This is a genomic window from Hydrogenophaga sp. T66, assembly GCF_057219855.1.
In genome coordinates, this window is record NZ_JBXVVX010000001.1 from 860,078 (window position 1) to 880,234 (window position 20,157).

At 70.1% G+C, this 20,157-nt stretch carries 21 protein-coding genes; 9 read left to right on the forward strand and 12 right to left on the reverse strand.

The features are described from left to right. Positions 1-8: 8 nt before the first annotated feature. From AC2D80_RS04015 to pqqA, 7 genes are all read right to left on the reverse strand, one after another. Positions 9-620 (reverse strand): hypothetical protein, encoded by a 612-nt coding sequence (locus AC2D80_RS04015; RefSeq protein WP_484631686.1) that lies wholly within the window; start codon positions 618-620, stop codon positions 9-11. Continuing rightward, entirely contained in the window at positions 595-1,347 is a 753-nt protein-coding gene (locus tag AC2D80_RS04020) for a hypothetical protein (RefSeq protein WP_484631687.1), read from the reverse strand. Before AC2D80_RS04020 ends, AC2D80_RS04015 begins: the two co-directional genes overlap by 26 nt. Beyond that, positions 1,344-2,453: a pyrroloquinoline quinone biosynthesis protein PqqE gene (gene pqqE / locus AC2D80_RS04025; protein ID WP_484631688.1), complete on the reverse strand. Its 1,110-nt coding sequence runs from the start codon at positions 2,451-2,453 to the stop codon at positions 1,344-1,346. The genes AC2D80_RS04020 and pqqE overlap by 4 nt, the downstream gene beginning before the upstream one ends. Then, a complete protein-coding gene (gene pqqD / locus AC2D80_RS04030) occupies positions 2,437-2,724 on the reverse strand; it encodes a pyrroloquinoline quinone biosynthesis peptide chaperone PqqD (protein WP_484631689.1) in 288 nt (95 codons plus the stop codon). The genes pqqE and pqqD overlap by 17 nt, the downstream gene beginning before the upstream one ends. Beyond that, complete coding sequence (gene pqqC / locus AC2D80_RS04035; protein WP_484631690.1) at positions 2,721-3,458, reverse strand: pyrroloquinoline-quinone synthase PqqC; 738 nt, start codon at positions 3,456-3,458, stop codon at positions 2,721-2,723. The genes pqqD and pqqC overlap by 4 nt, the downstream gene beginning before the upstream one ends. Before the next feature lie 7 nt (positions 3,459-3,465). Continuing rightward, positions 3,466-4,383: a pyrroloquinoline quinone biosynthesis protein PqqB gene (gene pqqB / locus AC2D80_RS04040; RefSeq protein ID WP_484632641.1), complete on the reverse strand. Its 918-nt coding sequence runs from the start codon at positions 4,381-4,383 to the stop codon at positions 3,466-3,468. Between the two features lie 112 nt (positions 4,384-4,495). Continuing rightward, the gene (gene pqqA, locus AC2D80_RS04045) at positions 4,496-4,570 is read right to left on the reverse strand and encodes a pyrroloquinoline quinone precursor peptide PqqA (RefSeq protein WP_068167214.1); all 75 of its coding nucleotides are present in this window, start codon (positions 4,568-4,570) and stop codon (positions 4,496-4,498) included. 96 nt (positions 4,571-4,666) lie between these two features. Between pqqA and AC2D80_RS04050 the strand changes: the two genes are divergently transcribed. Together AC2D80_RS04050 and AC2D80_RS04055 are read left to right on the forward strand one after the other, a co-directional pair. Beyond that, a complete protein-coding gene (locus AC2D80_RS04050) occupies positions 4,667-5,737 on the forward strand; it encodes an alpha/beta fold hydrolase (RefSeq protein ID WP_484631691.1) in 1,071 nt (356 codons plus the stop codon). Beyond that, entirely contained in the window at positions 5,734-6,762 is a 1,029-nt protein-coding gene (locus AC2D80_RS04055) for an MBL fold metallo-hydrolase (protein WP_484631692.1), read from the forward strand. Before AC2D80_RS04050 ends, AC2D80_RS04055 begins: the two co-directional genes overlap by 4 nt. On the opposite strand, the gene AC2D80_RS04060 is transcribed toward AC2D80_RS04055, so the two are convergent. Then, positions 6,739-8,892, reverse strand: coding sequence for a sigma-54-dependent Fis family transcriptional regulator (locus AC2D80_RS04060; protein ID WP_484631693.1), 2,154 nt, complete (start codon positions 8,890-8,892; stop codon positions 6,739-6,741). The genes AC2D80_RS04055 and AC2D80_RS04060 overlap by 24 nt on opposite strands. A gap of 408 nt (positions 8,893-9,300) precedes the next feature. On the opposite strand from AC2D80_RS04060, the gene pedF reads away from it, so the two are divergent. Together pedF and AC2D80_RS04070 are read left to right on the forward strand one after the other, a co-directional pair. After that, positions 9,301-9,780 (forward strand): cytochrome c-550 PedF, encoded by a 480-nt coding sequence (gene pedF, locus AC2D80_RS04065; protein ID WP_484631694.1) that lies wholly within the window; start codon positions 9,301-9,303, stop codon positions 9,778-9,780. A gap of 65 nt (positions 9,781-9,845) precedes the next feature. After that, entirely contained in the window at positions 9,846-10,733 is an 888-nt protein-coding gene (locus tag AC2D80_RS04070; RefSeq protein WP_484631695.1) for a substrate-binding periplasmic protein, read from the forward strand. A 147-nt stretch (positions 10,734-10,880) separates the two neighbouring features. On the opposite strand, the gene AC2D80_RS04075 is transcribed toward AC2D80_RS04070, so the two are convergent. The 3 genes from AC2D80_RS04075 to AC2D80_RS04085 form a co-directional block, all read right to left on the reverse strand. Then, positions 10,881-12,017 carry a helix-turn-helix domain-containing protein gene (locus tag AC2D80_RS04075; protein WP_484631696.1) on the reverse strand — a complete coding sequence of 379 codons (1,137 nt, stop codon included), beginning with the start codon at positions 12,015-12,017 and terminating at the stop codon, positions 10,881-10,883. Positions 12,018-12,121: 104 nt separating this feature from the next. Further along, a complete protein-coding gene (locus AC2D80_RS04080) occupies positions 12,122-12,793 on the reverse strand; it encodes a nucleotidyltransferase family protein (protein WP_484631697.1) in 672 nt (223 codons plus the stop codon). Then, a complete protein-coding gene (locus AC2D80_RS04085; protein WP_484631698.1) occupies positions 12,790-13,869 on the reverse strand; it encodes an XdhC family protein in 1,080 nt (359 codons plus the stop codon). Before AC2D80_RS04085 ends, AC2D80_RS04080 begins: the two co-directional genes overlap by 4 nt. Before the next feature lie 225 nt (positions 13,870-14,094). Between AC2D80_RS04085 and AC2D80_RS04090 the strand changes: the two genes are divergently transcribed. The 5 genes from AC2D80_RS04090 (at position 14,095) to AC2D80_RS04110 (ending at position 18,547) form a co-directional block, all read left to right on the forward strand. Continuing rightward, positions 14,095-14,571 carry a 4Fe-4S dicluster domain-containing protein gene (locus tag AC2D80_RS04090; RefSeq protein ID WP_484631699.1) on the forward strand — a complete coding sequence of 159 codons (477 nt, stop codon included), beginning with the start codon at positions 14,095-14,097 and terminating at the stop codon, positions 14,569-14,571. 32 nt (positions 14,572-14,603) lie between these two features. Beyond that, entirely contained in the window at positions 14,604-16,451 is a 1,848-nt protein-coding gene (locus AC2D80_RS04095; protein WP_484631700.1) for an aldehyde ferredoxin oxidoreductase family protein, read from the forward strand. A gap of 130 nt (positions 16,452-16,581) precedes the next feature. Continuing rightward, a complete protein-coding gene (locus tag AC2D80_RS04100) occupies positions 16,582-17,937 on the forward strand; it encodes an NAD(P)/FAD-dependent oxidoreductase (RefSeq protein ID WP_484631701.1) in 1,356 nt (451 codons plus the stop codon). Between the two features lie 52 nt (positions 17,938-17,989). Next, positions 17,990-18,244 (forward strand): sulfur carrier protein ThiS, encoded by a 255-nt coding sequence (gene thiS, locus AC2D80_RS04105; protein ID WP_484631702.1) that lies wholly within the window; start codon positions 17,990-17,992, stop codon positions 18,242-18,244. 3 nt (positions 18,245-18,247) lie between these two features. Next, positions 18,248-18,547, forward strand: a complete 300-nt coding sequence (locus AC2D80_RS04110) for a hypothetical protein (RefSeq protein WP_484631703.1) — start codon at positions 18,248-18,250, stop codon at positions 18,545-18,547. Here the strand turns inward: AC2D80_RS04110 and AC2D80_RS04115 are convergent. After that, positions 18,544-19,992: a class II fumarate hydratase gene (locus AC2D80_RS04115; protein WP_484631704.1), complete on the reverse strand. Its 1,449-nt coding sequence runs from the start codon at positions 19,990-19,992 to the stop codon at positions 18,544-18,546. The genes AC2D80_RS04110 and AC2D80_RS04115 overlap by 4 nt on opposite strands. Between the last annotated feature and the right edge of the window lie 165 nt (positions 19,993-20,157).

The following is a 20,157-nucleotide window of genomic DNA, read 5'->3' on the forward strand; positions in this document are numbered from 1 at the left end:
CGTTGGCCTCAGAGCCCCGCGCGTTGCACGATGGTCAGCGGTCGGGTGTTGAGGTCGGTGACGGTGCCGCGGTCGTCGAGGGTGAAGCGCACCAGGGTGCGCTCGTCGCCCTTACGGGGAATCTGCTGGGTCCCGGTGAACACGATCTGCGCTTCCGGGTTCACCTTCACCACGCTGACCGACACGTCCACCGGCTGCTGGTCGCGGCTGTCGTAGTAGTGGGCGTTGACGACGTACTCGCCCGGCGCGATGCCGCGCAGCGTGACGATTTCCTGGCGAATCGGGCTGCTCACGACGCGGCCGTTGACCAGCACGCTGGCGTTCTTCTCGCCGCGGTCGTCGCGGTCGAGGTGCAGCAGCCCGGCGTCCCGCTGGCGGAACCACAGCGTCTTGCCGCTGGGCTCGTTGACCCATGCGTCGATGTCGTTGGGGTTGTTGTCGGGCCAGCTCACGGTGATGATGAACTCGGCCTTGGCCGGGATGTCGCCGCGCTTGCGCGCCTGCGGGTTGAAGGCCAGCAGCGTGATCACGAAGCAGAAGACGAACGCGATCAGCATGTTGAACAACATGTCGTAGAACGGGTCGGTCTCGGTGTCACGAACCGGTCGGCCCAGCGCCATGCGCCCCTCCCGAAGTGACGCCCGGCGGCGCCGAGGCGATCGCGTCGGCGACCAGCGCGTCGGCGAAGCGGTCAAGCCGCATCAGCTGCAGGCCCAGCAGGATGTTGCCGGTCAGGCCGGTCACCGTGGTCAGCAGGGCGATGCCCAGCCCGCCGGTCAGTGTCTTGAGCAGGCTGGACGCCTGTGCCGGATCGAAGCTCTGCGCGCTGCCCAGTTGCAGCGCCAGGATGGAGAAACCGATCACCTTGCCCAGCAGGCCGAGCTTGAGCTGGATGCCGTTGAGCCACCACGCCATTTCGTGGGGGCCGTGCGCCCGCTCACCGAGCACCTGAAGCCAGGTGCCGCGGTCGGCACCGGGCGCACCGCCGCCGCGGCGGTACTCGGCGGCCCAGTCCGGTGCCTCGCCGCTGGCGGCGCCGTGGGCCATCCACGCGTCCAGCCGGCGCCGCTGTTCGCCCAGGGCCCAGGCGCGCCGGCCCACCCAGATCGAGCAGGCGGCAAACAGCGCGGTGATCACCAGCGTGAGGCCGGTGGGGTCGGCGTCGACCAGCCGGTGCCATGCGCCCGCGCGCCAGAGCAGCACGCTGGCAAACAGCAGCAGTCCCATGTAGGCCGCCCAGAGCAGGAACAGGCCGTGGGGCGCGCGCTCCAGCGCCAGCGGCGAGTGGCCGGCGCCGTGCAGGCGGCTGACCACGGCGGCACCGAGCATGCGGTGGTGGGCGCTCATGGGTTTTGCCGGAACACGATGGGAATCTCGCGGCGCCGTGGCGCCTGCTCGACGAAGGCCACCACGCGGGCGTGGTGGGGGCTCTTGCTGCACACCGGGTCGGTGGCGGCCGGGTCACCGGCGATCTGGAAGGCCTGGCAGCGGCAGCCGCCGAAGTCCTTGTGGCGCTCGTCGCAGCTGCGGCAGGGCTCCTGCATCCAGTCTTCGCCGCGGTAGGCATTGAACGCATGGCTGCGGCGCCAGATGTCGGCCAGCGGCGTGTCGGTCACGCGCGGCAACGCCAGCCCCGGCAGGTCGCGTGCGTTGTGGCAGGGCATGGCCAGTCCGTCGGGTGCCACCGACAGGAAGACCGAACCCCAGCCATTCATGCAGGCCTTGGGCCGCTCTTCGAAGTAGTCCGGCACCACGAACAACACCCGGCATCGGTTGCCGATGCGCGCGCGGTAGTCGTTGACCACGGCCTCGGCTTCTTCCAGTTGCGCACGCGTGGGCAGCAGCTGGTCCCGGTTGGTCCAGGCCCAGCCGTAGTACTGGGTGTTGGCGAGTTCGAGGTACTCGGCGTCGAGCGCCAGTGCCATCTCGATGATCTTGCCCACGTGGGGCAGGTTGTGCCGGTGCAGCACGCAGTTGAGCACCATGGGCCAGTCGTGCTGCTTGATCAGGCGCGCGACCTTCTGCTTGAGCTCAAAGGTCTTGGTGTGGCTCAGGAAGTCGTTGAGCTCGCGGGTGCTGTCCTGAAAGGACAGCTGCACATGGTCGAGCCCGGCGTCCTTGAGGCGCTGCGCCCGGGCCTCGGTGAGGCCCACGCCGGAGGTGATGAGGTTGGTGTAGTAGCCCAGGCGGTGGGCCTCGGCGACCAGCTCTTCGAGGTCGTCGCGCACCAGCGGTTCGCCACCCGAGAAACCAAGCTGCGCCGCACCCAGCGCCCGCGCCTGTCGCATCACGTCCACCCACTGCGCGGTGCTGAGCTCGGGACCGAGGCTGCGGGTGTCGGTCGGGTTGTAGCAAAACACGCAATGCAGCGGGCAGCGGTAGGTCAGCTCGGCCAGCAGCCACAGCGGCGGACCCACCGCGCGCGCGGTCGCCGCGTCACTCGATCCAGCCACGGCGCAGGCCTTCCTCGATCAGGTTGCGCACCTGCGGCGCGATGCCCTGCACCCGGTAGGTGGTCTCCAGGTCGTTGACGATGCCGTCCACCGTGCGGCTGCCATCGCAGCGGCGGATGATTTCCGCGGCGGTGTCGTTGAGCTGCACCATACCCTCCGGGTAGAGCAGCACGTGGCGCTGCTGCGCCTCCTCAAACTGCAGGCGGAAGCGCCGCGACAGGCGGGGGTGTTCGGGCAGGGCGTTTTCGTGGCGGGGTTCCGGAGCGTTCATGGGCAGGCCTTTTCGATGGCATCCAGCATGGTCCACAGGATGTCGAGCTTGAACTGCAGGATGTCGAGCGCACGGTGTTGTGCGGCTCGGGTGGTGAAGTGGTCCAGCGTGACGCGCAGGCCGTGTTCCACGTCGCGCCCCGCCAGCGGAATGCGGCTGCGGAAATAGGTGAGCCCCTCGGCCTGGATCCACGGATAGTGGGTGGGCCAGGTGGCCAGGCGGTCTTTGTGGATCTGCGGCGCAAACATCTCGGTGAGCGAGGAACACACCGCTTCCTGCCACGGCGCGCGGGTGGCGAAGTTCACATAGGCGTCGCAGGCGAAGCGCACCGCCGGCACGACGTGGGTGAGCGACCACAGCTCATCCCGCGGCAGCCCCACCGCCTCACCCAGCCGCGTCCAGGCTTCGATGCCGCCGGCGTGGCTGCCCTCAAAGTCGCCGTGGCCGTCGTGGTCGAGGATGCGCTCGATCCACAGCCGGCGATGCGCGCGGTCGGGCATGTTGGCCAGGATCGCCGCGTCTTTGCGGGGGATGCAGATCTGGTAGTAGAAGCGGTTGGCCACCCAGCAACGGATTTCGTCGGGCGTGCAGCCGCCGCCGTTCATGCGCACGTTGAACGGGTGGTGGATGTGGTACGCGCGACCCTTGTCGCGCAGCTGGGCCTCGAACTCGGCGCGGCTCCAGGGGGGGAGGTGGTCGTCGGCGTGGGTCGTGGAGGAACGGGCGATGTCCATGCGGCCCTCAGAAAGCGATGTCCATGCCATCGAAGGCGACCTCGATGCCGTGGCGGGTGAGTTCCGCGCGCTCGGGGCCGTCGTCCACCAGGATGGGGTTGGTGTTGTTGATGTGAATGAGCACCTTGCGCACACCGGCCGGCAACCGGTCGAGCTGCTCGATCATGCCGCCCGGGCCGCTTTGCGGCAGGTGGCCCATCTCCGCCGCGGGCTTGGCCGAGAGGCCGCCGCGGATCATTTCGTCCTCGGTCCAGAAGGTGCCGTCTACCAACACCACCGCGCACGAGGCCATGAGCGCGTGCAGCGCGGGCGTGACCGCCCCGAGACCCGGCGCGTAGAACACGCGCGCGCCCGTGGTCGGGTTCTCCAGCAGCAGGCCCACGTTGTCGCCCGGCCGCGGCCGGCCACGGAAAGGCGAGTAGGGCGGCGGCTGGGAGTCCAGAGCGATGGTTTGCACCCGCAAGCCGGGCAGTGCCGGGATGTCGACGGCGCTGCCGTCGATGGGGAGTTCGGTGGGCACCACGCCGCAGTAGTACGAGAGGATGCGGGTGATGGGAAATCCGGTCCCGATGTCCGACAGCACCTCCGGCGTGGCCAGCAGGGGCAGCGGCGTGCGGCGCTCGCGCAGCATCAGCAGGCCGGTGACGTGGTCGATCTGCGCGTCCATCAGCAGCACCGCGGCGATGCCGCTGTCGCGCAGCGCCCGCGCCGGCTGAAGCTCGGGGTTGTCGCGGATCTGGGTCAGGATGTCGGGCGAGGCATTGACCAGCAGCCAGTCGCTGCCGTCGGCCGTGACCGCGATCGACGACTGGGTGCGCGGTGTGGCGCGGATGCGGCCACGGCGCAACCCGTCGCATTGCGGGCAGTTGCAGTTCCACTGCGGAAAGCCGCCCCCGGCCGACGACCCGAGCACCCGGATGCGCATGCGTTCACTCACCCCATCTCCTCCGTCGGGCCGCCGGTCGAGCGCCGGCTGGCCCAGAAAAAAGGCGCACGCGTGGCAGCCACCCGTGCGCCGTCATTCGCAGACCGCCGGATCAGCGGTTGGCGATGTACATCGTGATTTCAAAGCCGAAACGCAGGTCGGTGAAAGCCGGGGTGGTCCATTGCATGGTGTGTCTCCAGAAGGGTTGGCATGAAAACTGACTGCTGACACGGTGACGCAGGCGCCCCCGGATCACAGCGCCTGCTGCAATATTGATGCCACCATGACGCGCTCCGCCCAGCCCACCCCCGCCCGCCGCGGCCATCTCGCGCTCGGTGCGGGCCTGTCCCTGGCCTGGCAGGCGCTGGGGCCGGCCGACGGCGAGTCCTGGCTGGTGCTGCACGGCGGGCCCGGCGCGGGCGCGCACGAGGGTCTGGCCGCCCCGCTGGACCTCACGCGCCAGCGGGCCATCCTCCCCGACCAGCGCGGCAGCGGCGCCAGCCGCCCGCGCGGCACCACCCGCGCGCAGACCGCGGCCACGCTGGTGAACGACCTGGAGCGTTTGCGCCAGCACCTCGGCATTGAGCGCTGGTCCTTGCTCGGCGGCTCCTGGGGCGCCACGCTCGCGCTGGCCTATGCGGGCACGCACCCGCAGCGCGTGGTTCGGGTGGTGCTGCGTGGCGCGTTCTCGCTGTCGCGTCGCGAACTCGACGGTCTGTTCCGGCCGCGCACGGCCTACGGGAAAACGATAGGTCCGGCGCCCTCGGCCGACCCGTTCGGTGGCGATGCGCCGACCGCCCTCGTGTTGCAGCGGCTGGGCCGGTTGCTCCAGTCTGCAACACCGTCTGTTGCAAGCCTGCGCGCCACGCGGACCTGGGCCTGGCGGGAGCAGGCCATGGCGGAGCGCGGGGCGCGGCGCAGCGTGCTCGCCGCGCGGTCGGCGGGCGATGGGGACCTGGCCCGCGCCGCGGCGGCGGCGTGGCGCAGCCTGCACCGCGCCGTGCGGCGCGGGTCGGCGTCGGTCGATGCGCCACGCCCGACCCGCGGCGACCGGCGTGCGTGGGCCAAGTTCCGCGTGCAGGCAGCGGTGTTGCGGGGCCGGGCGGGTGTGCGCCCGGTGGCGCTGCCGCGGGCGCTGGTGGTGCTGGCGCAGGCGGGTGTGCGGGTGGACTGGGTGCATGGCCGGTTTGATGCGATCTGCCCGCCGGCCGTGAGCCAGCGCGGCGCGGCCCGGGGCGTGGCGCACGGCGGTCCCGCCGCCTTGCACCTCACCCCCGCGGGCCACCTTGCCCACGAGCCCGCCAATGCGACGGCGCTGCGCCGCGTGGCGCGCGCGCCCGGAGAGCCCCGATGACGGGCTGGCGAGCGATGGGTCGCCGCTGGGCCCGCGGGGCCACCGTCGCGATGGCGATGGCCATGGGGATCGGTGTGGCAGGCAGCCCCATCGCCCACGCCGCCTGCGCGCCGGGCGAGGATGCCCCGTGGCGCGCGCTGGACGCCGCGGTCGCCGGCGTGTGGGTGTGGGACGCGCCGGTCGAGGAGGTCAACCCCGGCAATGGCGGCCATGTCGTGCCAACCACCGCGGTGGTCGACAGCGGTCAGGCCCTGGTCATCGACCCCGGACCCAGCCTGCGCCACGGGCAGCGGGTCATCGCCTCGCTGCGCTGCCGTTTCGGCGCGCGGGTGGTGGGCGTGGTCAACACCCACGGGCACGCGGAGAACGTGATGGCCAATGCCGCCTTCGAGGGCGTGCCCGTGTGGGCCACGACCGCGACCCGGGAGACCATGATGGCGCGCTGCCCCGACTGCCTGGCCAGCCTGCGCGAGCGCGCGGGGGAGACCGCGCTCGCCGGCACCCGCATTCGCTGGCCCGACCGCGCGCTGGCCGTGGGCGACACCCTCACGGTGGGCCGGCTGGTAATTGAGGTGGTGGCCGAGGAGCGCGGCCACACCGAGAGCGACCTCGTGCTGTGGTGGGCGGCCGGGCGCGCGCTGTGGGTCGGGGGCCTGGCCTACGACGGTCGCATCCCCGAGCTGGCGCAAGGCAGCCTGGCGGCCTGGCTGGAGGCCCTGCCGCGCCTGCGCGATCGGCAGCCGCGTCACGTGGTGGGCGCGGTGGCGGGCGATGCCCGCACGCTGGAGGCCACCGAGGCCTACCTGCGCGCGCTGCGCACGCGCGTGCTGCGCGCCATCGACGACGGGCGTCACGCCGGCGAGCCCGGCGCGGTGGTCATGGACGAATGGGCCGGCTGGGCGGGCTTCGCGCGGCGCCAGGGCTTCAACCTCCAGCGCGCCTGGCGCGAGCTGGAGGCCGAGTGGCTGCGCGAACCGCCGGCGTCACCGGCGGCGCCCGGCTCAGCGCAACAGGTCGGGCGGTAGCAGGTTCTTCTTGCGGTAGATCGTGTTGCGCGACACACCCAGCGCCTTGGCGGCCGCGGACACGTTGCCCTTGTGCAGGCGCAGGGCCTGTGCCATGGCGCCGATGGCCACGTCTTGCAGGCTGTGGGGCTCATCCACGTCGAAGGGCCGGACGGTGTCGGCCGCGACGTCGGTCGTCTCCCCGCGCCGATCGACCGCTGCCGCGGGGGGTGTCACCGGCGCCGCTGGCGTGGTCGATGCGCTGGCCACGGCCACTGGGCTGGTCGCAGGGCCGGTTGCCGGCTGCTGCGCCAGTTCTTCGAGGAAGTCGTCGGGCAGGTGCAAACGCTCGATGACGCCGCTGCAGCCCACCATGACCACCGCGGTGCGCAGCAGGTTGTGCAGCTGGCGGAAGTTCCCCGGCCAGGGGTAGCGTTTGAACAGCGCCATGACGTCCGGCGCGATGCTGATGTGCTGCCCGTTCTCGCACAGCGTGAGCAGGATTTTCTGCACCACGGTTTCAAAGTCGGTGCGCTCGCGCAGCGCGGGCAGACGCACCACCAGCCCGTTGAGCCGGTAATACAGGTCCTCGCGGAAATCGCCGCGCGCGATCATGTCCTTGAGGTTCTTGTGCGTGGCGCACACGACCGCCACGTCCACATCCACCTCTTTGCCCGCGCCCAGCGGACTCACCTTGCGTTCCTGCAGGACCCGCAGCAGACGCGCCTGCAGGTGCTTGGGCATGTCGCCGATTTCGTCGAGGAAGAGGGTGCCCCCGTGGGCCTGCGCGATCTTGCCGACCGCGCCCTTCTTGCGCGCGCCGGTGAAGGCGCCTTCCTCATAGCCGAACAGCTCCGACTCGATCAGCGTTTCGGGAATGCTGGCGCAGTTGACCGACACGAAAGGCTGCGCCGCGCGCGGCGAGTCGCCGTGGATCGCCTGCGCCAGCAGGTCCTTGCCGGTGCCGGTCTCGCCCAGGATCATCACCGGGATGTCGCGGCCCGCGACCATGCGCAGCTTGTGGATCACCGCGGCCACCTGAGGGTCGCCGGTGTCAAGGTACTGCAGCGTGGAGAAGGCCGGTTTGCGCGCCGGCCGTGGCGGCTCGCCGCCGCTGGAGCCGCCACCGCCCGGCCCGGCCGCACCGGGCCGACCGGCCGCCGCCCCACCGCTGCCCGCCGGCACCGGGCCGTGCGCCTGCACCGGCGTGACCGTGGGTGCGCTCCAGCTCGGCGTGGCCTTGATGCGCACCCGGCACCACACGGACACGCCGTTGTGCATCACCAGTTGCTTGGGGTTGGGCATGGCGCCGCTGAACAGGTCGATCAGCGAGGAGATCGGGATGCCGAACAGCGAGGAAAACGTGTGGGCCTTCAGGGCGGCAAAGGGCAGCCCAAACTGGAACTGCGCGCTGCGGTTGGCCGACAGGAAACGCCCCTCGGGCGAGAACACCGCGATGCCTTCGACCAGCGTGCCGAGGAATTCGCTGCGGGTGTGGAAATGCAGCCGGATCGCCTTGGGGAAGATGTCGGCGAACATGTGGTTCTCGATCATCTGCGCCGACATGCGCACCAGCGCCAGCGTGTGCTGGTGGTAGCTGCGGTGGTCGCCGGTCACGTCGAGGGCGCCGATGACCTGGCCGTAGGGATCGAAGATCGGCGAACACGAACAGGTGAGGAACTTGTTCGCGTTCATGAAGTGCTGACTGCCGTGCACCGTGAGGGCTTCTTCCTCGGTCAGCGCGGTGCCGATCGCGTTGGTGCCTTTGGACTTTTCCGACCAGTCCATGCCCGGCGTGAGCGCCACTTGCGTGGCCTTCTCGAGGAAGTCGGTGTCGCCCAGCGAGTGCAGCACCATGCCCCGCGCGGACGTCAGCAGCACCATGCTGTGGGTGTTGACGATCTGGTCATAGAGCGTCTCCATCACAGGCGCCGCGTGCTGGAACAGGAAGCGGTTTTCTTCCAGCGCTTCGTTCAGATCGGCCTTGTGCGGGCTGCTGAAGTCCGGGCGATCGCTTTCGGAAATGCCAAAAGCCTGCGAGCGGCGGTGCGACTGGTCGATGAAATCCGCCGCGGCGGCTGCGGCACCGGCCGCGGCCTGCGCCGCAGCGGTCGGTTGCCCTCGCGGGGGGGCAAAAGGGGCAGCGCGCATGGTGTCTCCTGCATTGGGCGGCCAACCACCCCAGTAGTCCGCCACCCACCGTTGATCGTCCGGTCCCTCCGGCGATGCCCCTGTCCCGGGGTCTTTGTCTGGTGTTGTCATGATTGTGTGCCCAAGGTGTGTCAGGGATCAACAGGTGTTGATCCCGCACTGCAACAGGACGTGCCGATTTGCAGCACCGTCAGGTGGTAGCAAGGAGCCGGCCAGTCGCCAGCGTGTCGGTGGCGGGCCCTGTCGCGGGCGGCATCCGGTGCGCGGTGTGACGCGGTGTACCGATTTGGAACAGTGGCGGCGCGGGTGGTGCCGGGTGCGCGGGGCGTGCGCCCGTGGCCTGCTTCTTGCAGACCCGGCCGGCAGTCGCGGTGGTGACCGCCCCTGCCAACCTTGGAGACATTGCCCATGATTCGCTTTGCATCGCTGCGCCACGGCCTCGTCGCGCTCACCGTCGGCCTGCTGGCCGCCCACGCCCACGCCCACGGCGACGTCACGCCGCAGGCCGTGGACACCAGCACCCTGCCGCAGCTCGGCGCGAAATGGCTGGAGAGCAACCCGTATGGCACCGGCACCGCCGGCCACAAGGAGGCGCTGCGCATCGGTACCTCGGCCTACAACCAGAATTGCGCGCGCTGCCATGGCCTGGAGGCCATCTCTGGCGGTGTGTCGCCCGACCTTCGCAAGCTCGACGCCGATTGCATGGGCCTGGCCGACGCGGCGAAGAAGACGCAGTGCTTCAAGGAGATGGACGACTACTATGCGGCCACCGTGCGCCGCGGTCGCGTGCGCGATGGCCGCGTGTACATGCCGCCCTTTGAAGGCACGCTCACGCAGGAAGCGGTCTGGGCGATCAAGACCTACCTCGAGAGCCGCCGCGAGCCCTGAGCGCCGGGCGTCCCTCTGTTCCTGCCGACAGCCACAACAACAAGCCCCCGAGCCGGAGACAAGCCATGACCCACACCACGCACCCCGCCCCAGGCCCTCATCCCGTGTCTCGCCGCACCGCGGTCGCCGCCCTGCTGGGCGCCGGTCTGGCACCGGCCTGGGCACAGACCGAGCTGACCGACCTGGCGAAGATCCGCGCCAGCGGCGCGCTCAAGGTCGCCGTCTACAAGGACAACGCCCCGTTCTCCGACGGGCCGGCCAACGCCGTGGCCGGGCTGGATGTGTCCATCGCCGAGGCGCTGGCGCGGGCGATGGGACTCAAGCTGGCACTGCTGCCCTTCGACGCGGGCGAAAACATGAACGACGACCTGCGCAACATGGTCTGGCGCGGTCACTACCTGGGCTACGGCCCGGCCGACGTGATGATGCAGGTGCCGGTGGACCGGGTGCTGATGCAGCGCAACCGGCAGGTGCTGGTGCTGGCGCCGTACATGCGCCAGCAGATCGTGCTGGCCCACGACACGCAGCGGCTGGGTGACGTGCAGCGCGCCGAGGATCTCAAGGGCCTGCCGCTGGCGGCCGAGCGCGGCACCGGCGCGGCCAGTGCGCTCATGGGCTTCGGCGGCGGCGCGCTGCGCGACCAGGTGTCGATCTACAACACGGGGGAGGAGGCGGTGCGCGCGGTGATCGAAGGCAAGGCCGCGGGCGCGTACGTGATGCGCGCCCAGGCCGAGTCCACGCTCTTCCGCGCCCGCGTTGCTCCGGGCAAGGTGCGGCTCACGCCGCTGCCGCTGCCCGGGGTGCCGGACACGGGCTGGACCGTGGGCATGGCCATCAAGAGCGAACACAAGGAATTGGGCCAGGCGCTCGAGACAGCGCTGGGCCAGTTGCGGGGCAGCGGCGAGCTGCTGGCGATCTTCCAGAAACACGGACTCACACTCACGGCCCCCTGATCCGGCGGGGTGCCCCGCTGCGGGGGTGTGGTGGCCGCCTGCAGGCGGCGGGCGTGCAGACGGCGTGCAAGTGGCGTGGAAGCGGCGTGAAAGCGGCGCTTGTTCAGCGTGTGTGCCGCAGGGCGCAGGGCGCGCCAAGCCGAGCGCTCAGGCGGCCGGTCCACGGCGCTTGTGAGCGCCGAGCTTGCGGTAGATGGTGGCGCGGCTGATGCCCAGGGCGCGCGCCGCGTCCATCACATTGCCGCGTGCGTCGTCCACCGCCTTGCGGATCAGCGCGGCTTCCATGTCTTTCAGCGGCACCGCGTGGGCGGCCCCGGCTGAGCGCACCGGACGACCGGCCCGCGCGCGGCCGCTTTGCGCGAGGACTTGCAGGCGCAACCCCGACCACAGAGGCACTTCGGTCGCCGGCGCCTGCTGTTGCGCGGCGTCAAACAGCGCGTCCACCGCAGCGGCCAGGTAGCTGCTGCAATGCCCGGGTGCCACCCCTGCGGGGATGTCCAGCATGTCGGCGGCGGGTCGGTTCAGGCCGACGATCAGGCCGTCCTGGTCCACGCAGACCAGCCCGTCGCTGTCGTCGCCCAGCATGCGGCCGGGCCAGTTCAGGCGCAGCAGCAGCGCGTGCGGCTGTGCCAGGGCCAGCGCGTTCTCGATGCTGCGGGCCGACTGGGTGACGAGGTGCTTGAGGGCCGGCTGCTCGCTGACCTGCACGCCGGTGAGATCGAGCATGCCCACGCAGCGCCCGTCCGGCCCCCAGATCGGCGCGCCGGCGCAGCTGTAGACGCTGTTGGCGTCGAAGAAATGCTCGCCGCGGTGCAGCCACACCGACTGGTGGTCGGTGAGGGCCAGGCCAATCGCGGTGGTGCCCACGGCCCGTTCGGACAGATCGACGCCCACGCGCGCGATCTGCGCGGCGCGCGGGTCCTGGCCGTCCACGGGCCCGTTGACGTCGATCACCACGCCGCGGGCATCGGTCAGGATGGCGAAGTAGCGGGTGTTGGCCATGGCCCGGGACAGCGAGCGGATCACCGGGGCGGCGGCTTGCAGCAGCGGGCGGCTGGCGTCGAGGGCGTTGCGGGTGGCGGCGGCCGACACCGCCTCAAACGCGATCGGTCGGGACGGATCGAGGCCCATCCCGAGGCAGCGTCGCCAGGAGCGCTCCAGCCACGGGGCCACCGGGGTGGGCCCGTCGGTCTCGCGGAACAACACGGCGCGTCGGGCGCGGTCGATCTGGGCCAGCCGCTGGGCGGCGAGGTGCGGCGAGGGCGTGGTCGGGATCGCGGGCATGGCGGGGTGATCGGGTCGAGGGTCCACGGCGGGCATTACAGCAGCGTTCAGGCCGGCGGCGCCGGGAAGCCGAGTGGGCTGCTCCGTTGTGCAACACACCGCGCTCACGCGCGGTGTGACCGGGGAGCGTCAGGCAAGGCCCATGCCAGTGCGCCGAGCCGCTCGGCCACGCGGGCGACGTCTTCGACGGTGTCGATGTCCACCGTGGGATGGTCGTTGGGTGCGTCCCACAGCAGCACGGCCGCCGGGTGGTCGCGCCGCCAGGCTTTCACGCCGCCGTGGCCCCGCGCGCGCAGGGCGGCCAGGGCGGTGGCATCGAGCACCACCGGGTGACCGGGTTGCCCCTGCCAGTGCGGCACCAGGACGTGGGTGCCGGCGGGACGGCGGTCGAAGGCGTCGAGGGCCGCGCGCAGATCGTCCGCCCCGATCAGCGGTTGATCGGCCAGCAGCACCACCACGCGGCCCACCCCTGCGGGCAGCGCTGCCAGCGCGGCGTGCAGCGACGGGGCGGTGTCATCGCCCGGATCGGCCAGGCGCAGCGTGTGCCATGGGCCGGCCGACGCGCAGGGACGAGGCAGCGCATCGACGATGGCCTCGGCGTGGTGGCCCAGCACGATCCAGACGCCAGCGTCCGCGTGGGCCGCCGAGGCGGCCAGCACGCGGTCGAGCACGGTGCGCTCGCCCAGCCGCACCAGCGCCTTCGGCACACCGCCCAGCCGCCGGCCCGCGCCGGCGGCGAGCACGACCACGACCGTGGCCCCGGCCGGTCGGCTCATCCCCGTCCGGCGAAACACACAGGCGCGCTGGCCGGGGCATCCAGCGCGTCCTTGGCGGGCGCCACGTGCATGTCGCGGGGCAGGGCCACCCCATTCTTCACCGCCAGCACCTCGGCCATCACGCTGACCGCGATCTCCGGCGGCGTCCGGCTGCCGATGTACAGCCCGATCGGCCCGCGCAGCGCGGCTAGGCTGGCCTCGGTCTGGCCGAAGTGCTCGATCAGGCGCGCACGGCGCGCGTCGTTGTTGCGGCGCGAGCCGATGGCGCCGATGTAGAACGCCTCGGTGCCCAGCGCTTCGAGCAGGGCGAGGTCGTCCAGCTTGGGATCGTGGGTGAGCGCGATCACGCAGCTGCGACGGTCCAGGCCGAAGGCGCGCACGGCGTCGTCGGGCATCTCGGCGGTGACCGTCACGCCCGGGACGTTCCAGCCGCCGCGGTACTCGGCGCGCGGGTCGCACACCGTCACCGCAAAGCCGCTGAACAGCGCCATGGTGGCGAGGTACTCGGTGAGCTGCCCGGCCCCGATCAGCAGCATCCGGTACTCGGGGCCGAAGGTGTTGTGCAGGTGGCGGCCGTCGTCGATCAGGGGCGTGGGGGCCAGGGCCGGGTGTAGGGTGACCTGGCCGGTCGCGATCTCGGTGCGACGCTCCACGAGATGGCCGCGCGCCAGCTCGTCGAGCAGGGCCTTCAGGCTGTCGGCGTCCGGGTCAAACTCCAGCAGCAATTCCAGCGTGCCACCGCAGGGCAGGCCAAAGCGGTGGGCTTCGTCGGCATGGACGCCGTACACCACGCGCTGTGGCGGGCCATGCGGAATGTCGTGGGAGATCGCTTCGGGGTGGGTGTCGGAGGCGATGGCCGCCTGCCCCGAGCGGCTGTAGCGGTAGATCAGGTCATCTTCAATGCAGCCACCCGACACCGAGCCCACCACGGCGCCGTTGTCGCACAGGGCCATCGTGGACCCCACCGGCCGCGGCGACGACCCCCAGGTGCGCACCACGGTGGCCAGCAGCGCACGCCGGCCCTGCGCGCGCCACCCTTGGAGGGTTTTCAGGACAGTGACATCGAGGTTTTCCATGGAGCCAGAGGCGGTGTCGTGGGCCAGACCCCATTGTTTCGCAAGACGCCGGCCTGGCGCCTGAGAATCGTTTTCAACTGCCTGTCGCAATCTGAGACTTTTTCCGATGGCCGCGAGCGCGTCAGGGTTAACCCCTGATGCAATTGGGCGACGGCCCCGAACAATCGTATGCAGAGATGCGCATAAGACCTTGCTGCGCGGCCTCTGCCCCACTTGGAGACACAGATGCAAAAGATCCTTCACATCAACCCGGACAAATGCACCGGCTGCCTGCAGTGCGAGATGGCCTGCTCTTTCGAGAACTATGGCACCTACGCCACCTCGAAGTCGCGCATCAAGGTGTTTGACTTCCATCACACCGGCAAGAAAGTCCCGTACACCTGCACGCAGTGCGACGAGGCCTGGTGCCTGCACGCCTGCCCGGTGGAGGCCATCACGGTGGACAAGGCCACCGGCGCCAAGGTGGTGAACGAGACCACCTGTGTGGGCTGCAAGGTCTGCACGATCGCCTGCCCCTTCGGCACGATCAACTACGTCCAGGAGACCGGCAAGGTCCAGAAGTGCGACCTGTGCGGCGGCGAACCGGCCTGCGCCGAGGCCTGCCCGACCAGCGCCATCACCTTCATCGACGCCAATTGGACCGGCATCGACAAGATGAAGCAGTGGGCCGACAAGCTGGGCAACCAGCCCAGCGCCGCCTGATCCCCACCCGACGAGACTTTAGGAGCACACACATGTCTTGGGCTGGAAAAATCCTCCGCGTCAACCTGACCGCCGGCACTGTCAAATCCGAGCCGCTGAACCGCGAGTGGGCGCGCGCCTACATCGGCTCGCGCGGGCTGGGCAGCAAATACCTCATCAGCGAAGTCGACCCCAAGGTCGATCCGCTGTCGCCCGACAACAAGATCATCTGGTCGACCGGCCCGCTGACCGGCACCATGGCCTCCACCGGCGGCCGCTACACCGTGATCACCAAAGGCCCGCTGACCGGCGCCATCGCCTGCTCCAACTCGGGCGGCTACTGGGGCGCCGAGCTGAAGATGGCCGGCTGGGACATGATCATCTTCGAGGGCAAGTCGCCCAAGCCGGTGTACCTCTACATCAACGACGATGTGGCCGAGCTGCGCGACGCCACCCACCTGTGGGGCCAGACCGTCTGGAAGACCGAGGAAATCCTCAAGACCTCCCTGCAGGATCCGCTGGTGCGTGTGTCCTCGATCGGCCAGGCCGGTGAGAACCAGGTGCTGTACGCCGCCATCGTGAACGACCTCCACCGCGCGGCCGGCCGCTCGGGTGTCGGCGCCGTGATGGGCAGCAAGAACCTCAAGGCGATCGCGGTGCGCGGCACCAAGGGCGTGGGCAACATCCGCGACCCGAAGGGCTTCATGAAGGCGACCTTCGAGAAGAAGAAGATCCTCGCCGAGAACGCCGTGACCGGCCAGGGCCTGCCCACCTACGGCACCCAGGTGCTGATGAACGTCATCAACGAAGTCGGCGCGCTGCCCACCCGCAACCACCGCGACGTGCAGTTCGAAGGCGCCAAGGACATCTCGGCCGAGGCCATGGCCACGCCGCGCGCCACCGACGGCAAGAAGCACTTGGTGACCAACCAGGCCTGTTTCGGCTGCACCATCGCGTGCGGCCGCATCAGCAAGATGGATGAGAGCCACTTCACGGTGCAGAACAAGCCGCAGTACTGGGGCGCCTCCGGCGGCCTGGAGTACGAAGCGGCCTGGGCGCTGGGTGCGGCCAACGGCGTGAACGACCTGGAAGCGCTGCAGTACGCCAACCTGCTGTGCAACGAGTACGGCATGGACCCGATCAGCTTCGGTGCCACCGTCGGCGCGGTGATGGAGCTGTACGAGATGGGCGTGCTCACCAAGGAGCAGATCGGCATCGAGGCGCCGTTCGGATCGGCCGCTGCGCTGGCCGCTTTCGCCGAGATGACCGGCAAGGGCGAAGGCTTCGGCAAGGAGATCGCCCTCGGCTCGGCCCGCCTGACCAAGAAGTACGGCCACCCCGACCTGTCCATGAGCGTCAAAGGCCAGGAATTCCCCGCCTACGACGGTCGCGCCATCCAGGGCATCGGCCTGGCCTACGCCACCTCCAACCGCGGTGCCTGCCACCTGCGCGGCTACACCATCGCCTCCGAGGTGCTGGGCATTCCGGTCAAGACCGACCCGGTGGAGAGCGAAGGCAAGCCCGAACTCGTGAAGGCCTTCCAGGATGCCACCGCCGCGTTCGACTCGTCGGGCCTGTGCGTGTTCACCACCTTCGCCTGGGGCGTGGCCGACCTCGCCCCGCAGCTGCAAGCCGCGTGCGACGAGGCCTACACGACCGAGGAGCTGGAAAAGATTGGCGAGCGCATCTGGAACATGGAGCGCGAGTTCAACAACGCCGCCGGCTTCACCGCCAAGGACGACTCGCTGCCCAAGCGTCTGCTGACCGAAGCTGCCAAGACCGGCGCTTCCAAAGGCATGGTCAGCAAGCTGCCCGAGATGCTCCCGAAGTACTACGCCGTGCGCGGCTGGGACAGCGAAGGCCGTCCGACCGCGGAAACCAAGGCCCGTCTGGGTCTGTGAAACGGGATGACCCGGCCGCGGCGCGGCCGGGATTGACGCGGCCAGGCCGCGGCGTGGCGGGCCTCGGGCCCGCCAGTCGTTTCAGCCCTGCCCGGTCCCGCACCCCCCTTCGTCATCCCAGGAGACGCACATGCATCACGTGATCCTCGGCGCCGGCCCCGCTGGCGTCATTGCCGCGGAGACCATCCGCAAACACGCCCCCAACGACCGCATCACCCTCGTGGGCGATGAGCCGGAGCCGCCGTACTCGCGCATGGCGATCCCCTACCTGCTGATCGGCAACATCCAGGAGCCGGGCACCTACCTGCGCAAGAGCGCGGCGCACTTCCAGAACTTGCGCGTTGACCAGCGCCGCGCACGTGCGACCCGCGTGGACGCGGCGGCGCGCACGGTCGCCCTCGACGACGGCCAGACGCTGTCGTTCGACCGGCTGCTCATCGCCACCGGCTCTCACCCGGTGCGTCCGCCGATCCCCGGCATGGACCTGCCCGGCGTGCACCCCTGCTGGACGCTGGAAGACGCGCGCGCCATCATGAAGCTCGCGCAGCCGGGCGCGCGCGTGCTGCAGATGGGCGCGGGCTTCATCGGCTGCATCATCATGGAGGCCCTCAAGCAGCGCGGTGTGGCCCTCAGTGTGGTGGAGATGGGCGACCGCATGGTGCCGCGCATGATGGGGCCCACGGCCGGCGGCATGATCAAGGACTGGTGCGAGAAGCAGGGCGTGCGCGTGTTCACCGGCACGAAGGTGGAAGCCATCGAGTCGGCCGCCGCTCCCGCCGCGCCGGTGGGCGTGGTCGCCAAGATCGCCGGTGCCCTGGGGCTGGGTGGCGGCGACGCGCCGGCCGGCAAAGGCCTGCGGGTGAAGCTGTCGTCCGGCGAGACGGTGGAGGTGGATCTGGTGATCAGCGCCACGGGGGTGCGCCCGGCGATCGGTTTCCTCAAGGACTCGGGTGTGACCTGCTTGCTGGGCGTGCTCACCGACGAACACCTGCAGACCAACGTGCCGGGCATCTACGCCGCCGGCGATTGCGCCGAGGCCTTCGACAAGGTCAGCGGCAAAACCATCGTCAGCGCGATTCAGCCCAACGCCGCCGAGCAGGCGCGCGTGGCGGCGCTCAACATGGTGGGCCAGAAGGCCGACCTCAAGGGCGTGACGCAGATCAACGTGCTCGACACGCTGGGCATGATCTCCACGAGCTTCGGCAACTGGGAAGGCGTGCCCGGTGGCGAACACGTGGAGCTGACCGACAAGGCCGCCGGCCGCCACCTGAGCCTGCAGTTCAAGGACGACGTGATGGTGGGCTGCAACTCGGTGGGTTGGACCGAACACGTTGGCGTGATGCGCGGGCTGGTCGAGGGCCAGGTGCGTCTGGGTCCGTGGAAAGACAAGCTCAAGGAAGATCCGACGCGCCTGATGGATGCTTACCTCGGCGCCGCCCAGGCGCAGGGCCAGTGGGCTGGCGCGGAGGACGCGCGCCGACGTTGACACCGCACGCCGCCATCAGGCGGGTCTGCTGGCGCGGCACACAATGACACCCATGAAAATCACGTTCAAGCTGTTCGCCACGCTCACCGACTACCTGCCGCCGGACGCCCGCCGCGCCAACCAGGTCGAGCTCGATATCGACCCGGCCACGCCCATCGCCCGCATCATTGAGCCCTTCGGTCTGCCGCCGAAGCTGGTGCATCTGGTGCTGGTCAATGGCAAGTACATCGCGCCCGAGCATCGCCTGACCGCCACGCTCAACGAAGGCGATGTGCTGGCCATCTGGCCACCGATCGCCGGGGGCTGAGGCGTGCAGTCGGCCTACGCCGAGCGCTTCGAGCGCGACATGGGCTGCACCGTGTCCGAGTGGCTGGGCTGGCTGCCGGCTGCCATGGGCGATCACCCGTGGACCTTGGGTGATGGGCTGGCTGAGGCCACCATCGGCGCGGGCCGCCTGCGCATCGATTGGCAGCCGCAGCCACCGCGTGCGATCGCGCTGATGCGCATGCCGGTCCTGCGCGTTCGCTTCGCCTTCGATGGCCTGGACGCCGCGCAGCGTTACGCCTTCATGCGCCGCTTCGATCTGTACATGCAGCGCGGCGGCGGTTAGGTCGCTGCGTCGGCGCGACTGCCCAGGCCGGCCATCTGGGCCGGGCACACCCAGGCATCAAACTGCTCGGCGGTCAGACCTCCCTGGTGGATCGCCACGTCACGCAGGCTCAGCCCTTGTGCCAGGGCCTGCTGGGCCAGCCGCGCTGCCGGCCCGTGGCCCAGGTGTGGCACCAGCGCGGTGGTGAGCATCAGCGAATTCGCCAGATGCTCGGCGATGCGCGCGTGGTTGGGCTCGAGTCCCTGCACGCAATGACGGTCGAAGTCGCGGATGCCATGCGCCAACAGCTGCAGGCTGTGCATGAGGTTGTGCGCCATGAGTGGCAGGGCGGTGTTGAGCTGCAGGTGGCCGCTGGTCCCGGCGAACGCCATCGCCACGTCGTTGCCCAGCACCTGACCGGCCATCATCACCAAGGCCTCGCACTGGCTGGGGTTGACCTTGCCCGGCATGGCCGAGCTGCCCGGTTCGTTGGCCGGTACGAGCAGTTCCCCCAGCCCGCAGCGCGGGCCGCTGCCGAGCAGGCGGATGTCGTTGGCGATCTTCATCAGCACCACCGCCAGCCCCCGCAAGGCGCTGTGAACGGCCAGCAGGTCGTCATGAGCCGCCTGGGCTGCGTAGGGATCGACCGCGGGGCGCAACGGGTGCCCGGTGGCCTCGGCCAGGGCCCGGATCACCAGGCCGCCGAACCGGGGATGCGCGTTCAGTCCGGAGCCGACGGCGGTACCGCCGAGCGCGAGATGGTTCAGCGAGGAGAGCGCCTGCCGGTAGTGGTGGTGCGCGGTCTCCAGCTGGCTTTTCCAGGCCGCGACCTCATGCCCCAGGGTCAGCGGGACCGCGTCCTGCAGGTGGGTGCGTCCGGTCTTGACCACCGCCCTGAACGCCTGGACGTGGGTCGCCAGCGTGGTCACCAGGCTCTCGATGGCGGGCGTGAGTTGTTCTCGGGAGACCTGGAGCACGGCCAGGTGCACGGCGCTGGGCATGATGTCGTTGGACGACTGGCCGAGGTTGACGTGGTCGTTCGGATGCACCGTGCGGGCCGACCCGCGGCCCCCGCCGAGCAGTTCCGAGGCGCGGTTGGCCAGCACCTCATTCATGTTCATGTGGGTCTGTGTGCCCGAGCCGCTTTGCCAGGCCGAGACACCGAATGCCTCGCGGTGGCGGCCCCGCAGCACCTCTTCCCCGGCGCGGGCGATCGCCTCCGCCTGCACCGCGTCGAGCATGCCCAGGGCCGCGTTGGCGCGGGCGGCGGTGGACTTGATCAGGGCGAGCGCTTCGATCACCGGGTAAGGCATCGGGTCGGCATGCATGGAGAAGTGGTGCAGGGCCCGCTGGGTCTGGGCGCCCCACAGCGCGGTCTCTGCCACCGGTACATCACCCAGCGCGTCCTGTTCGATGCGCTGTCGGCCGTTGGGTCCGCAGCCCAGAGGCTGCCCGGGTGCGGGCATGGCGGGTGCCGGGGGCTCGGTGCCGGCGTGCGGGACCGGGGGGCGTCGCTTCGATCGCAGGGCTGGGTGTTTCATGGTGGTGTTGAGTTGGATGCCGATGGGGTGAAACGCCCATGGTCGCCGGTCCGGTGTGTGGCGGTCTGTTCGCTGCCCCACGGTGGCGCT